The sequence below is a fragment of the Sporosarcina limicola genome, assembly GCF_014873855.1.
GTDB lineage: Bacteria > Bacillota > Bacilli > Bacillales_A > Planococcaceae > Sporosarcina > Sporosarcina limicola.
The window spans coordinates 26,138-40,510 of the sequence record NZ_JADBEL010000012.1; the positions used below are offsets into that span (position 1 = coordinate 26,138).

A 14,373-nucleotide genomic window follows, 5' to 3' on the forward strand; every position below is an offset into this window, starting at 1 on the left:
TATCACCGCCTTAGCTCGAGTTATCACCGTCTTGCACCGGTTTATCACCGCCTTGACAATTTATTGCAGCCTCACCACATCCTTAATCAAATCCCACACAAAAAAGCGCACTTAAAATCAAGTACGCTCCCAAAACTATTTTCTGAAATTCATTTCATATGTCCGATTGCGATTGGCTCCTCTGGTATGTAAACCCATGCTCCTCAGTATCCGATTTGCGGTCTGTTGCCGCTCGATTTGAAGAAATACACGACAATCTTTATTCTTCATCTTTCCGCCAAACAAGTGAAACCAGTCATGAACCGCCTGCTTATGTGCGTCAGGACTCGTCCCATTACAGGCCTTGCAATGCCAACCTCCCATATATTTTCCCATTCCCAAAAAACCACAGGATGGACAGGAAACGCCTGTTTTTATATCACTTTTATTAATTGGGTAGGTCGAACAGATGGGGTTTGGGATGAATTCTCTATGGCCGGCGCAAAGATCATTTGTGAGCTTTACGAAAGTCACATCATCCAACAGTGGGGGTTCTGTTGGTAACGTACGGATGTATGTGGGGACCGCACCCGGGTAAAGAAATGGGATTGTTGTGTCGAATAATTCGACGCGCTGCTTTGCGTACGCAAGAACGACGACACCGTATACAGGCAATGACGTATTTCGGCTATGAAACCAGTCCCGCAGCAGCTCGCAATTCTTTTCTATCTGCGCAATAGGGCTCATAAAGCCATTTACTTGCCCAGAGTCCAATGTGCGAATTAATTGCGGTGGATTTTCCGTCACCGTGAGTTCGCCTGCAATATTTTTCACTTCAAAAATAACTGCATATGATGGGGTTATAAATAGCGAGTCCATTTGAAAGCAAGTGCTAGATGTGAGTGATATATCGTGAAGAATTCGATGTTTTATCGGAAATGAGTAATCCTCAAAAACCTTATCGAGTTGCTGTTCTCCACCAAATCCAGCTTTAATCGCGGCATACTTTGATTCTATCATCGGCAAAACTACATGCCCAGTCGGTAGGCGTTTTATTGCTGCGTTCAGTCCTTCCAAAAGGAGCGGTTTGCTTCTTTCCTTAATGATGAATTCTTTCAACTCCCTTAGTTTTATTCATGACCGTATATAAGGATTGTACCATGTTTTGATAGGGGAATCCAGTATGATGAAAGAATTTTCAGATATTTGGTGCCAATCTTAATTTCATCACCGTCTTGGTATTGGTTATCACCGTCTTGACTGGTGTTATCACCGCCTTGACCCGGTTTATCACCGCCTTGCATGAGTTTATCACCGCCTTGTACCCCTTTATCACCGCCTCGGCATATATTAATGAAAATTAGTTAGGAAACTTTTTTACAATGATTATTCACAGGCAATATAGTGGCTAAAATAAGTAGTATTAATCGTTACAAATCCTTTTGAAACTGATAGAATATTCACAACAAGTTTTTAAAGGGGCGAATAGAAATGAACCAGTTATCATTCCAAAAACCACCTACATTAGAAAATGACCGCATTAAACTAATCCCAATGGAAGTAGAACATTCGCTATCGCTGTTTGTAATTAACCATCCAGCCATTTGGACTTTCATGCTTATTGATGTAAAAGCGCAACAGGACATGGATGAATGGGTTACAAACGCAGTAAAACTTCGCAATCAGGGAACCGCTTTGCCATTTGTTGTGCTCTTAAAAGAGACAAATCAAGTTGTGGGTACGACCCGTCTTTACGAAATTAATAAAAATCAAAAGTCTTGCGAATTAGGTTCTACTTGGTACGGAGTTAATGCCCAGCGAACATTTGTGAATTCAGACTGCAAATTCTTACTATTAAAATACTGTTTTGAGGAATTAGAACTTATTAGGGTTCAAATTAAGACAGACGAGAGAAATGAGCGTTCTCAAAAAGCCATTGAACGGTTAGGGGCAACCAAAGAAGGCGTCCTGAGGAATGAAAGAATTCTCTCAAGCGGCTATATTCGAAATGCCGTTTTATATTCTATAACGAATAGTGATTGGGGTGCTATTAAACGAACGTTTATTAATAGGAATACGCATTATTCTTCAAAACAAAAAACAGGATCCCCATTGAGCTTTACTAATTCGCTTCGATGCAAAAAAATGAACAACTATATATGTTGAACTAAAGAATCTTACTAACAACGCTCGGCGCTTGAGAAGGATTGAACTACATTCCTTCTTTGTCTTATCGCTTCGGCTACCCCAGGAGACGCCTTCGCTGGAGATTACGGAGAAATCATAAGTTCAACATATATATTAATAAACCTAAAGTTTCCCGCATGCCCAGAAACGTAAAATACAGAATTATGCTATATGATAACAACCTAATAGACCTGCGAAATACCTTTTGAAGTTTAGTAGTCTGCCATTGTTCAATCCTAGTTAAACGAATGTTCAAGATAATTAAGCATAAAATAGTAAGTACGAATGGATAATTAACATCTTCTTTGTTTTTAATAAAGGAGCTCATTCGTACCATACATATATTTCTAATTCTATTTAAACACTGACTATTAGGTTAGTGATAGAATGGTAAATATAAGTATTTTTGGGGGGATGGATAGGGTGGATGAAAGATTGAATAGACCAAAGGGATTTGGAGAGATCCTTGACTTGACGTTTAGCTTAAGTAAAAACAAGCTTCGGGACTTTTTCTTTATTTCGCTTATTTTTATGGGGCCAATTTATTTGATTCAAGCATTGATTAGTCTAGCTTCTGGAGTAAGCTTCTTTAGAGAATTCGGAGTTGGTGAAGCTTGGCATGAGAAGATCATTTCAAGTTTCGATGGAACGGAATCCGTTAGTTTAGGAACTACTCTTGTAGGTATTACTAGTTTTTTCTTATTTCCAGTCGCTTCAGCGGCCACTTTATTAGTCGTTAATCGGATAAGAAAAAATGAAGCGTACACCATCATTTCAGCCATTAAACAAGCTTTTTCACGATACGGTCCGATTATTGGTAGTAGCATCTTATTTTCTTTGATAACAATTGGCTTGATTTTTGTTTCAGTGATGATAGTAATATTTATATTCATAGCCGCTGCTGCCAGTTCCTCAACTATTGGAGTGGTTTTAGGAATCACCCTATCTCTGACGATTGCTATCGGAATTGCCTATCTGTTAACTCGTTGGAGCTTTTATTTTGGATCTGCCGTACTCGGTGAAGGTTCTCCCGGATTCACAAGAAGTTGGAAACTAACTCGCAATCGCGGGTGGCCATTAATAGGCCTCTATATTATTTTCTCTTTAATTATTGGCGTTATTAATGTAACGATTGAATTCACTTTCGGCATGTTTTTAGGCAATAGTGTACTCCTTTCAATGATAATATCCCTGGCGAGTATATTTACGACAATGATTTTCTCTGTTGGTTATGCAGTGATGTACCTAGATTTAAAAGTAAGGCATGATGCAGACGATTTAAAAGAAATGATTGAAGATTATAACGTGGTTCAATAATGAAGCAATCAAAGGTGATAATCTATGGGTAATATAGATGAGGCAAAAGAAGAACTAGAAAAGATTTTAAACGAAAAGGAATATACAGATTATAGTGATCAGTCCAGTACTATATTTTCGAATTGGTGGGAAAAAGTTGAAAATCGGCTAGCAGATCAATTGGAACAGTCATTTCCTTCATTAGAAAAAATAAGCATGTTAGCTGAACTAATTCTGACGATTATTATTGTCGCCGTGCTTGCGTTAATAGCAATTGCCCTATTTATTATAGTTCGTAATCATGGGCGAAAACGAAAATTCCGTGAGGCAACACCTCTGCAAGCAATGAAGGAAATTGATTGGTCGTATCAAATGCACTTAACTGAAGCGATGAAACTAGAAAAGTTGGAAAAGTTCTCGTCCGCAACTCGCCATCTATTTTTAGCATTGCTCCTTTATTTCCATGAAAAGGAATGGTTAGAAGCAAGAATTTGGAAAACGAACTGGGAGTATTTTGAAGAGTTAAAGAAAGTTAATCAACAATCAGCTGATCAATTTCACCATCTCGCCTATTTTTTCGATGAAGCTACATACGGAGAGCGAGAAGTACAGAAGGAAGAATACGTTCAGTTTCGAAAGGTAGTAATGACATACCTGGTTGAAGTGGATGAATGAGCAAAGTGATAAGGAGAAAGGAGGGAGGAAAACTGATTGCAGAACCAACTTGCGAATAAAAAGATGTGGATATGGCTGGCAATTCTTTTGACTATACTTCTACTTTCCCGGTATGTTTTAGTCCAAGGACAACCAAAAGATTATTCGATATATGCTTCTGATTCTCCTTCTCCTACAGGTGTGAAGGCATTTTATACATATATATTGAATCATAGGGATGCTGTCAAAAGATGGACTGATTCTCCAAACCAATTACCGAACAATCCAGAAAACCAACTACTCGTGATGGTCGAACCATACTTTATACCGACTAGTGAAGAATTGGACAGCTACACACGTTTCATGGAAGCAGGAAATGCGATACTTTTATTGAAAGAAAATCCGAAAGGGATGTTTGGGCTAGAAACGAAATTCGTGGAAACTGACGAAGTAAATGTGTTCGATCCGGCGGGTGCTACTTATCGTACTAAAGTTGGAGGAAACAGCCCATTTAGACTTCTGGAAAATGCTCAAGATGAAATCTTACTATCTGATGACGTGGGAACGATTGCACTAAAGCGAGTAGTTGGAGAGGGCCAATTGATTGTGGCTAATTCACCGAAATGGATCACAAACGGGGAAATAGTAACTGAAGATTACCTCGCACTCATTTTAGCACTTGTCAACGACGAGGATAAAAAAACAATTTTATTTGATGAATACATACATGGTGAAAAGAATGCTGCAACCCTTTTGACCATCTATCCGCGTTGGTTTATATTGATAATGATCCAAGGGTCTCTTTTGACGATTCTTTGGCTATGGACCCGTGGAAAACGATTCGGGCCTGTTTTCATTTCAAGAGAAGAAACAGTCCGCTTCAGTGATGAAGGGATAAAAGCATTAGCTGCCTGGTATATAAGGGGGCGTCGTTATCACGATTCGATAGTCATTCAAGCTAATTATGTAAAGACCTTGCTGCAAGAACATTGGAGAATTCCTTATCATAAAGAATGGAAGGATCTCACCGAACAGTTCGAACGAAAGTGGCCGGATATGCGAAAAGACGAGATTCACTCTTTACTAAATGGTTTGACGGAAGTATTAGAAAAGAGCAAAGTCAGCAAGCAGGAATACTTGTTATGGTCTAAAAGGCTAGAAAAAATCAGGAAAGAGGTGGAAGAAGGATGAGAATACAAGTTTTAAACTTACTGGAAAGATATGAAGAGCGTGTTTTAGGTCAAAGTACCAACCTAAAGCTTTTATTAGCGGCGGCTTTATCAGGAGGACATGTCCTACTGGAGGGAGTTCCAGGTACAGGAAAAACACAGATGGTAAGAACGCTCGCTAATCTACTTGGTGGAGGCTTTCGTCGAATCCAGTTTACGCCTGACTTACTTCCAAGTGATATTACCGGAAGTATGATTTACAACATGAAAGAAGGCACGTTTGAAACGCTAAAGGGACCTGTATTTACGAATATCCTTTTGGCCGATGAAATTAACCGGACGCCAGCAAAAACGCAGGCAGCACTTTTAGAAGCAATGGAAGAACAGCAAGTTACTATTCAAGGAAATACGTATCAATTAGCCGATGTATTTTGTGTTGTAGCAACCCAAAATCCGATTGAATTTGAAGGGACATATCCATTGCCCGAAGCCCAGCAGGATCGTTTCTTGTTTAAGTTGCAGATTGACTTCCCTTCATTTGCAGAAGAGAAAAATGTGCTCAAACAAGTGATTGAAAAAAGTTTTGATACAAGTCTAATTGCCCCCGTGCTAGATATGGAGGCATTTTTAACAATCAGAAAAGAAATTCAGCGTGTTACGATTGGAGATGGCGTGTTAGATTACATTATGCAGATTGTCAGAAAAACCCGGGAAACGGAGTCAATCCGCTTTGGGGCGAGTACAAGAGCAGGAATTTCAATCGGAAAGGCATGTCAAGCATGGGCCTATTTAGCAGGTCGAGACTATGTAACGCCAGATGATATTAAAATAGTAGCGAAACCTTCATTAAGACACCGGATTCAATTATCGCCACATGTAGAATTGGAGGGAGCGGCCGTTGACCAAATTATTGAAGAACTTGTGGGGTCGATTCCTGTTCCAAGGTAGAGGGATTTTACCGACGAAACGATTACTCAGCGCTTACCTTAGTTTTTCGTTACTAATCATTTTGCTTGTAAGCCTGTTCGATCTTACTTGGTCCTTGATCATTGCCCTGAACATCATTATTATTTTGGCAAGTCTACTAGATTTAAATTATTCGCCAAAGAAAAAGCAACTGAGCTTTCGCCGTACAATCACTAAAGAGTTAGAACGAAATCTTACCTACACGGTAGAAATTGAAGTAAGTAATACTTCCGAACATGATCTTAGCTTTTTCCTAGTGGATGGTATTCCCCAATCATTTAAGCAACCCTTTCCTCTCCAGGGGAAGGCTCAAAAAGCATCAACAAGTCTAGTTACATATGAAACAAATGCTCCCGTTAGGGGAAAGTATGAAATTGAGAAACTTTACTTTCGTTATACAAGTCGTTTTGGGTTGTGGAAAAAGCAACAGACGATTGGATTAGTTGATTCTGTAAAAGTGATTCCCGATTTAACAGAGACGAAACACTATTTAGGGAACGCCCAGCGATTTTTATTATATGAAGGCTCAAAAATCCGCAAACAACAACGTGGTGTTGGAGATTTCGCACAGATTAGAAACTATGTTGTCGGTGATGATCCACGGATGATCAACTGGCGGCAAACAGCGAAGGTCCAGGAAGTAATGACAAATGAATATGAACCTGAGCACGGAAAGTATGTAACAATTTTAATCGATTGTGGAAGAATGATGGGCGCGGAATTGACGGTAGACAATCGCCTTGAAAAAGTGTTGGAAGCCGCATTAACAGTGACCGCAGCTGCTTTGAAAAAAGGTGATTATGTCTCTATATTAGCCTTTTCGAAAGAAGTAAAAGTATTTGTACCACCGGCAAAAGGTATGACGCATTTACAGACAATTCTTCAGGCGATTTACAATCTTAAAGTCGATCCGGCAGAGTCAAATTATGCAGCTGTGCTCACCTATTTAGAAACAATGCAAAAGAAACGGAGTTTGCTGTTATTATTTAGTGATGTACGCACATTTCTTCATGAGGAAAGCGCACTTGCATACTTACAGCGACTTAGACAACGACATTTGTTTGTAATGATTGGAATTGAAGATGTAGCGATATTGAAAAAAATCAATGAGGAGCCCGTAGACATTCGGAGCGCAATGGTGAAAAGTATTGCGCAGCAGCAAATCCTAATCAAGAAAAAGAGAAAACTACAATGGGAAAAGCAAGGCCTGCAAATGATCGAGGCCCGTGAGGAAAAGCTTGCAGTAGCAGCAGTCTCCCATTATATCGATATTATGAATCGAAATCTTATATAAGCTGTCTTTTTGCTAATAATACCCTGCCAATCAATATATAAAGAATTAAGCCAATCACAGTTACGCATGCAACGCTATATTTTACTGCTAAGGGAATCGCTGCTGGGGTGATGAAGCCTTCAATCAATCCAGCAATCACAAATAAAGGAATTGTTCCAATCAATAGTTGGACAGAACGTTTCGCCTGTGTCTTTAATTGATAGCCTCTGGAGAACTGTCCTGGGACAAGGAGCTTGTAGCCCATTAATAAACCAGCACCACCGGCGATAAAAATGGCTGCAAGTTCAATCATCCCATGGGGAACGATATATGCCCAGAACTCATACGATTTTTCGTGATGAAAGAACAAGGCAGCGAGTGCCCCTACTAAGATACCATTATAAATGAGCACATAGACTGTTAATAATCCAAATGTGACTCCGCCAGCAAATGCCAAAATCCCTACCTTGATATTATTTGTCATGATACTAGCAGACATCATCGAGGAATTAACTTGGCCATCCGCGCTACCCAGTTGCTCAGGGTCCACACCTTGGGCTACTTCTGCGGGTAGGATCGCATACATCGTTTGCGGATTATTGAAAACTGCAAAAAAGCTACCTAACGTACCTAGTACAAACAACAGCATTGCGGCAATGATAAACTTCCATTGTTCCAAAAGTAAGCGTATAAATGTTGTGCTTAAAAAATGTCCAATTTGTTTCACACTCGATATTTGGTCTTTATATAAAAGATTATGCGATTTTGACACAAGTTCATTTAAGTAAAGTGTCACTTCAGCATTTGGAAAATATGTTTGCGCATAGGAAAGGTTCTGGCTTGTTTTTTGATAGAACTGATAAAATTGATCAATCGTGGCACCCGTCATACTGGATTTTCTTTTATGTACGATTGATACTAAATCTTCAAGCTGATTCCAATCATCACGATGCAACTTTACAAATTGCTTTATATTCATATAGTCACCTTCCTACTTCTCTGGATCCGAGGACTTTACATACGAACTGGAGAATGGCTAGTAAGCACTCAGATGTATATCTGCTAGTATAACAGATGAATGTAAAGAACTCAGAATAAAATAACATGGAAATGAGGACACCATTATGAACCAAGAGCAAGTAGGAATTAAAACACCAGAATTCGTGTCCCTTCAATTTCAGCTCGCAGGCCTTGGTAGTAGAGCCACAGCGTTTATAATCGACCTACTTATTCTACTAGTCGTGAATATATTAATCATCATTGCCCTCATTATCGTTTTTGCTGGTGGGAGAGATTTATTGGATTTTACAGGAACAGACTCCCTTCTATTAGGGATTACAATCGTTGGACTCTTTCTTATTAACACGGGATACTTTATCGCTCTTGAATACTTTTCAGGTGGAAGAACGATTGGAAAGCGAGTCATCGGAATTCGGGCCATTCAGGAAAACGGTCATAGTTTAACACTGTTATCCAGTTTTATCCGTAACTTTCTTCGGGTTATTGATAACTTGCCAGCAGGTTATTTTCTTGGAATCATAATGATTTTCTTCCACTCAAAACATAAAAGAATTGGGGACCTTGTCGCCGGAACGATTGTCGTTCATGAGCGAAAAGGGAAACGAAAGAAGAAGCTTTCACCGATTGAACAAGAAATCGCTAAGAAAGGCCTTACGAAAGACGATCTCACCATTGAGGAATGGTCTTTAAAATCGATCAGTCAAAAAGATTGGAACCTAATTAAAACCTATAGCAATCGTCTTATGCAGTTGCCAACAAATGAGCGATCTGAACTCACTCTACAAATGGCTTGGTTATTATTCCCGCGATTCGGATTAGAATTAGTAGGGAAAAGCAACCTTGATTTAGAAAATACCCTGCTTGTCCTTTACTTAATCTTGAAAGAGGAGTGGGCGTATGAATTGTAGTGTACGGTACTACTAGATACGAATGTTTTGAAACACTTAAAGCAGTACATGCTGCCAGATCAATGGCATATGTCTTCCAGGGGTATCCATTGAAAGGACGTTTCGGTCTAGGGAAAGAGACGCTTGCAGATATCCATCAATCGAGAAAGTTTTGTAGCAACATAATGGCATGATGGTTGAACAAGCCGCACAAGATTTTCTTGTGAAAGTAGGTTTGATGGAAAAGAATTGAATGTGGGAGCGTACCTCTTGAAAATAGGTACGCTTTTTTGCATAAATTCAGGAAGTTATCACTGCTCTAGGCTCTTTATCACTATGATATGGAATCCTTACTAATTCGCTTGGATGCAAAAGAATGAACGAACCAATATACAAATAATAATTCTATAACTATGGAAAAAAAAGTCTTCATCTCAGGAACATGAATAAGTAAAGCTAAATTTATAATAATCAACTGTAAAATCAATAGATTCATTATAAGTTTTTTGAAAGACTTTTTAAATATATTGAATGAAATGGGGTATAAACGAATACTGTCATTTACCGAGTATTGCAAAGGTAATAGTTGGTACCCTGTTAAAAATAATAGTAGCAAGGCAACTATCCACCCATAATCGGGTAAGAAATAAATAATGCTAAAACCAATGAGTGATAGCCTTACATATAGATAATAAAAATCGTCATACCTGACAAATAAATGTGAGAATAAATAAACGTGGGATGAGGATTGCTTATGAGTTACGACTTTTTTCACAATCCATCCCAAAAGTCTTCTACGACTAAAAGAACGTTCAAGGTGCCGAACATCGATATATAGGCTAATGAATTTATATATTTTCAACTTAGACTTTTCCTCTTGGTTTATTAAAAAACTCCAATTAATCCCTCTCGCCCTCTTACCAAACACATAAAACCAGATAATGAAATTAACAACTATTACTATCCCTGAAATCTCCCATATGCCTAGAAACATAAAATAGAGAGCCGTGCTAAATAATATTAACCTAATAGATCTATGAACTACCTTTTGAGTTTTAGTAGTTAGCCATTGTTCAACCCAAGTCAAACGAATGTTCAAGATAATTAAGCCTAGAATAATAAGTACAAATGGGAGATTGATAACTTCTTTATTTTTTATCAAAGGGCTCATTACTATCATAAAAATAAGTAATCTAATTACATCCATAAACACACTATAAAGTATTGAATTCCTGAAATATGAAGATAATGCCGCCTCGGTTGGCATAAGAAAAACAACATCCGCTTTTTTCACAAATGTTCGAACTCTTGTCTGCAAAAAGATAAAAGTAATTACTACTGCGGCTATGATTTCAGTTGAAACAGACGGAGGCAACCATTGGATAAACTTCATATAAAAGTATATGAAGACACTACCAAAAATGATGAAAGAGTAAAGAACACTCATCGCAATTACCGCAAAGTAGTTAGCCATTTCAATATAAAAATCCTTAAATCTTTTATTCCATATCGAATTAACTTCCAAAATTACACCTCAACTTTCAACTACTTAAATTCATATTTAATGACCCTAGGTAACGATTTGGAAATGGTAAACAATTATTGTTTTATTTCTTCAGGAAATATGCTTTAGCCATTAAAATCCTACCCTCTCATTACATCCGCCAATACTTCACGTGCAAAATGGTAAAACGATGAATACGGCATTTTATGTAATTTATCAACTACATGTCTTGCCAGTTGCTGCGCTTTCGCAGCATCGCCCAAATGAAAGTGGCAGAGTGCCTCATAACTTTTTGAGATTTCTCGGATAGCTACATCTAATGGAGCCATTTCCATAAAGTCGTTCATCACGATTTGATTTTCCTTAAACAAGGTTTGTGCTTCTTCGTAACGTGCTAACCTTGTTAACGCTCGCGCTTTTACATTTCGCGTAAATACCATTATTTCCTCTTTGATTGAATCTTGTATGGTGCTTTCATTCAACAAATACCGTTCAAATTCGGATTCTAATTGAATTGCATTTTCATAATTCCCCTCAAAAAACTCTTCAATTAAAATCTTCGTACCCTCATGTTCTATAAATAAATCCTCTTTCTTCACTAGTTGAACAAATGAAGTAGCATCAGCGACATACTTTCGTGCTTCATCATATTTTTGTTCATCATAATAAAGCCAGGCCTTCATATTTAACAGACTGTAATAATTTATAAACACAAGGTTCATACGTGAAAAATCGATTGTTTCATCTAGTAGTTCATGAGCTTTTAGGGTTTCCCCCATCGATATAAGTGTAGAAATTTTCCCAAACATCAATTCAATATATGTCGCTTTAGTCTCCAAGCTGTCTTTGATTGTTAAGTTATCAAGCCCTTCATCAATAATGGCTATCGTTTCACGGTAGTTAGCTCGCCGAAACTCGATGTTCGCTAAGAATAACCATAATTTGATGACACGCCATTCCATTTGCAAGTTGACATAGATAGCTATCGCTTTCTCCACATATTGCTCCCATTTATTCTCTTCTATTTTTAAATACGCCTCATTGGAATAAACATACAGATGATAAAGGGACTTCGCATATAACTCGTAAATTCGTGCCGCTTCATAACTTTGATCTAATTTCTTTAGCAGTGGCTGTAATAATGAGATTGTTGCTAAAACATCGTCAACGTCATGTCTATTTAGCAACTCGAATGCTTCATTTATTTTACTTCGGAGCTTCTCCTTTGAAATCTCTTCAACAAGCTCGGTAATATCTACATCCAACTGAACCGCAATATGATGCAGCCGTTCTATCGATGGCTGTGTTTTACCATTTTCTATTAAACTAATCATTCCTCTTGAAACATGCTCGTTTGCCAAGTCAGAAATCGTCATTTTTTTCGCTGTGCGAATTCTTTTAATGTTTTCCCCGACATGCTTCATCGCGCTCATCCCCTCTACCTTTCTATTCCTTTTAGTATATCATGTTTAATTTACGACATTAAATTGTTTACTATATTGAACTCCATGTCTGTATCGTGTATAGTTTTGTTTAGTATATTAAACAAAATGAAAGGATGGAGAACGAATGATTAAACGCAATATTTCACTCATCGTTACGAATCAGTTTTTAACAGCATTATCGGATAGTATTTTTTCGCTGGCAATCATGTGGTATGTATATGAAATCACAAAATCAGCATTATCAGCATCACTTATTATGGTGATCATATCACTCACTGGTATTATCGTTGGGCCCTTTATAGGAGTATTAGTCGATCGTAGGGAGCCGAAAACTTCCATGCAAATCGGATATGCATGCATGATTTTAGTTGGAATTATTTTAGCTATTGTCTATTTCTATTTCGTCGACATACTCATTGTCGTAATTTATTTATCGCTTGTTGTACATCACATTTGTATGATGTTCATTTCTCCCGCTAAAAACAAGTTACTTCCCCGAATTGTCGGCGTATCAAAAATTGTGAAAGTAAACGGGTATATTTATTCTACTAGCCAAACCGCCGATCTAATCGGTCAGGCCATAAGCGGTGTGCTAATTGGAATTATCGGATTTGTTGGAGTGATGCTCTTTCATTCAGGCGTCTATCTACTTGCTAGTATTTTACTTATTTTCGTTATTAATGTTTCATTGGTGAAGGACAAAATTCAAACAGAAGAAGAGAGTACAGTCACCCCGAAAACTTCTATGTTGGCCGAATTAAAAGCAGGTATGCTTATTTTGAAACAAAATCGTCCTATCTTTAAACTAGTTTTTCTAGCTACCGCCCTAAATGCGACAACAATTGCAGGCGCTTTGTTCGTCGTCCTCGTTTCGGATCATTATGGTGCAAGCGCAGTACAATTTGGCTTGATCAATGCTGTAGCTGCTGTAAGTGGAATTATCATCGGATTGGTGGCAAATAAGCTGACGAATTTCGCAAAACCCTATCTTGTTATGGCCATTACGCTTGGAATAAGTGGAGTTGCCTTTCTATCAATGGGGCTTACATCGAATTTCTATTTCGGGACATTGTTCTTTATGATGATGACCGCTTCAATCATCATTTTTAGCATTATCGACAACACATTGATGATTGTGCTTGTAAAAGATGAATTCCGCGGACGTGTTTTCATGCTGAAAGTTGCCATTGCATCACTCCTTATTCCAATTTTTTCGCTGGCGGGTGGACTTATTGCAGATTCGATTCCAGTTAACTATCTTTTCATTTTTGGGGGTTGCTGGGTACTTATCTGTTCACTCTTTCCCTTATTTGACCGTGATATTCGCGCAATTGAGCGGTTACCGCGCGAAGAATGAATGTGAATTAGGAGTTATCACCGCCTTGGTGTTGATTATCACCGCCTTGGGTCGAGTTATCACCGCCTTGACATACTTTATCACCGCCACTCACTATATTCGCGTTAAAATTCCCCTATCTCCATAATAAAAACAGGATACCCATCGACCATTTCAGTCTAGGGAATCCTGCTTTGTAAATGATTACTTCATGAACTCCATCACCACTATAATAACCCCTATAAGAAAAAGAGCTATATGCTCGATGCAGATTCGGGGAAATAATTTTCGGTTCAGTTCCTTTTCCCACATCTCCGGCGGATCCATGGAACATGTTTTGCAAAAGCGTGTGGACTTCTTCTTTTTCACCAAATCACTTACCCTTTTAACGCTTCTTGAATGCCGTCCATGTCAAAACCGATTACCCATTTGCCATTGATTTCTGTTTGTGGGACGCCCATTTGACCTGTTTTTTCGACAAGTTTTTGGCCAGCTGCTTGGTCTTTCTGAACGTTTACTTCTTTGTATGGGATATTTTGTTCCTTTAGGTAGTTTATCATCATTGTGCAATATGGGCATGTGGATGATGTGTAAACTGTCGCTACATTTGTAATTTTATTTCTCCTCCTATTTTCTTGTGCTTTCATTATATACCTC

At 38.3% G+C, this 14,373-nt stretch carries 14 protein-coding genes; 8 read left to right on the top strand and 6 right to left on the bottom strand.

The window, feature by feature from the left end:
* Positions 1-135 precede the first annotated feature (135 nt).
* Positions 136-1,098, bottom strand: a complete 963-nt coding sequence (locus H4683_RS11475) for a nuclease-related domain-containing protein (protein WP_225942052.1) — start codon at positions 1,096-1,098, stop codon at positions 136-138.
* 11 nt (positions 1,099-1,109) lie between these two features.
* The gene (locus H4683_RS11480) at positions 1,110-1,283 is read right to left on the bottom strand and encodes a hypothetical protein (protein WP_192598980.1); all 174 of its coding nucleotides are present in this window, start codon (positions 1,281-1,283) and stop codon (positions 1,110-1,112) included.
* A 187-nt stretch (positions 1,284-1,470) separates the two neighbouring features.
* On the opposite strand from H4683_RS11480, the gene H4683_RS11485 reads away from it, so the two are divergent.
* The 6 genes from H4683_RS11485 to H4683_RS11510 all read left to right on the top strand — a co-directional run bounded on the left by H4683_RS11485 (position 1,471) and on the right by H4683_RS11510 (position 7,545).
* Positions 1,471-2,145, top strand: a complete 675-nt coding sequence (locus H4683_RS11485; protein ID WP_192598981.1) for a GNAT family N-acetyltransferase — start codon at positions 1,471-1,473, stop codon at positions 2,143-2,145.
* A gap of 435 nt (positions 2,146-2,580) precedes the next feature.
* Positions 2,581-3,483 (top strand): hypothetical protein, encoded by a 903-nt coding sequence (locus H4683_RS11490; protein WP_225942053.1) that lies wholly within the window; start codon positions 2,581-2,583, stop codon positions 3,481-3,483.
* 24 nt (positions 3,484-3,507) lie between these two features.
* Positions 3,508-4,137, top strand: a complete 630-nt coding sequence (locus tag H4683_RS11495; protein ID WP_192598983.1) for a DUF4129 domain-containing protein — start codon at positions 3,508-3,510, stop codon at positions 4,135-4,137.
* Positions 4,138-4,173: 36 nt separating this feature from the next.
* Complete coding sequence (locus tag H4683_RS11500) at positions 4,174-5,307, top strand: DUF4350 domain-containing protein (RefSeq protein ID WP_225942054.1); 1,134 nt, start codon at positions 4,174-4,176, stop codon at positions 5,305-5,307.
* On the top strand, positions 5,304-6,233 hold the full coding sequence (locus H4683_RS11505) for an AAA family ATPase (protein WP_192598984.1): 930 nt from the start codon (positions 5,304-5,306) through the stop codon (positions 6,231-6,233). The genes H4683_RS11500 and H4683_RS11505 overlap by 4 nt, the downstream gene beginning before the upstream one ends.
* The gene (locus tag H4683_RS11510; protein ID WP_192598985.1) at positions 6,184-7,545 is read left to right on the top strand and encodes a DUF58 domain-containing protein; all 1,362 of its coding nucleotides are present in this window, start codon (positions 6,184-6,186) and stop codon (positions 7,543-7,545) included. Before H4683_RS11505 ends, H4683_RS11510 begins: the two co-directional genes overlap by 50 nt.
* Here the strand turns inward: H4683_RS11510 and H4683_RS11515 are convergent.
* Positions 7,538-8,503 (bottom strand): stage II sporulation protein M, encoded by a 966-nt coding sequence (locus H4683_RS11515; RefSeq protein WP_192598986.1) that lies wholly within the window; start codon positions 8,501-8,503, stop codon positions 7,538-7,540. The two genes, H4683_RS11510 and H4683_RS11515, sit on opposite strands and share 8 nt — an antisense overlap.
* A gap of 145 nt (positions 8,504-8,648) precedes the next feature.
* On the opposite strand from H4683_RS11515, the gene H4683_RS11520 reads away from it, so the two are divergent.
* Complete coding sequence (locus H4683_RS11520) at positions 8,649-9,452, top strand: RDD family protein (protein WP_192598987.1); 804 nt, start codon at positions 8,649-8,651, stop codon at positions 9,450-9,452.
* Between the two features lie 313 nt (positions 9,453-9,765).
* Here H4683_RS11520 and H4683_RS11525 read toward each other — a convergent pair whose 3' ends face one another.
* Together H4683_RS11525 and H4683_RS11530 are read right to left on the bottom strand one after the other, a co-directional pair.
* Positions 9,766-10,956: an ABC transporter permease gene (locus tag H4683_RS11525; protein WP_192598988.1), complete on the bottom strand. Its 1,191-nt coding sequence runs from the start codon at positions 10,954-10,956 to the stop codon at positions 9,766-9,768.
* A 119-nt stretch (positions 10,957-11,075) separates the two neighbouring features.
* Positions 11,076-12,359 carry a helix-turn-helix domain-containing protein gene (locus H4683_RS11530; RefSeq protein ID WP_192598989.1) on the bottom strand — a complete coding sequence of 428 codons (1,284 nt, stop codon included), beginning with the start codon at positions 12,357-12,359 and terminating at the stop codon, positions 11,076-11,078.
* 145 nt (positions 12,360-12,504) lie between these two features.
* Between H4683_RS11530 and H4683_RS11535 the strand changes: the two genes are divergently transcribed.
* Complete coding sequence (locus H4683_RS11535; RefSeq protein ID WP_192598990.1) at positions 12,505-13,737, top strand: MFS transporter; 1,233 nt, start codon at positions 12,505-12,507, stop codon at positions 13,735-13,737.
* Between the two features lie 356 nt (positions 13,738-14,093).
* Here H4683_RS11535 and H4683_RS11540 read toward each other — a convergent pair whose 3' ends face one another.
* Positions 14,094-14,363, bottom strand: a complete 270-nt coding sequence (locus tag H4683_RS11540; RefSeq protein WP_192598991.1) for a glutaredoxin family protein — start codon at positions 14,361-14,363, stop codon at positions 14,094-14,096.
* Positions 14,364-14,373: the final 10 nt, after the last annotated feature.

Excerpts from the sequence above, each read along its gene's own strand:
- H4683_RS11480 (WP_192598980.1), bottom strand. The coding sequence starts at position 1,283 with ATGCAAGGCGGTGATAAACCGGGTCAAGGCGGTGATAACACCAGTCAA.
- H4683_RS11485 (WP_192598981.1), top strand. The coding sequence starts at position 1,471 with ATGAACCAGTTATCATTCCAAAAACCACCTACATTAGAAAATGACCGC.
- H4683_RS11490 (WP_225942053.1), top strand. The coding sequence starts at position 2,581 with ATGGATAGGGTGGATGAAAGATTGAATAGACCAAAGGGATTTGGAGAG.
- H4683_RS11495 (WP_192598983.1), top strand. The coding sequence starts at position 3,508 with ATGGGTAATATAGATGAGGCAAAAGAAGAACTAGAAAAGATTTTAAAC.
- H4683_RS11505 (WP_192598984.1), top strand. The coding sequence starts at position 5,304 with ATGAGAATACAAGTTTTAAACTTACTGGAAAGATATGAAGAGCGTGTT.
- H4683_RS11515 (WP_192598986.1), bottom strand. The coding sequence starts at position 8,503 with ATGAATATAAAGCAATTTGTAAAGTTGCATCGTGATGATTGGAATCAG.
- H4683_RS11520 (WP_192598987.1), top strand. The coding sequence starts at position 8,649 with ATGAACCAAGAGCAAGTAGGAATTAAAACACCAGAATTCGTGTCCCTT.
- H4683_RS11530 (WP_192598989.1), bottom strand. The coding sequence starts at position 12,359 with ATGAAGCATGTCGGGGAAAACATTAAAAGAATTCGCACAGCGAAAAAA.
- H4683_RS11535 (WP_192598990.1), top strand. The coding sequence starts at position 12,505 with ATGATTAAACGCAATATTTCACTCATCGTTACGAATCAGTTTTTAACA.
- H4683_RS11540 (WP_192598991.1), bottom strand. The coding sequence starts at position 14,363 with ATGAAAGCACAAGAAAATAGGAGGAGAAATAAAATTACAAATGTAGCG.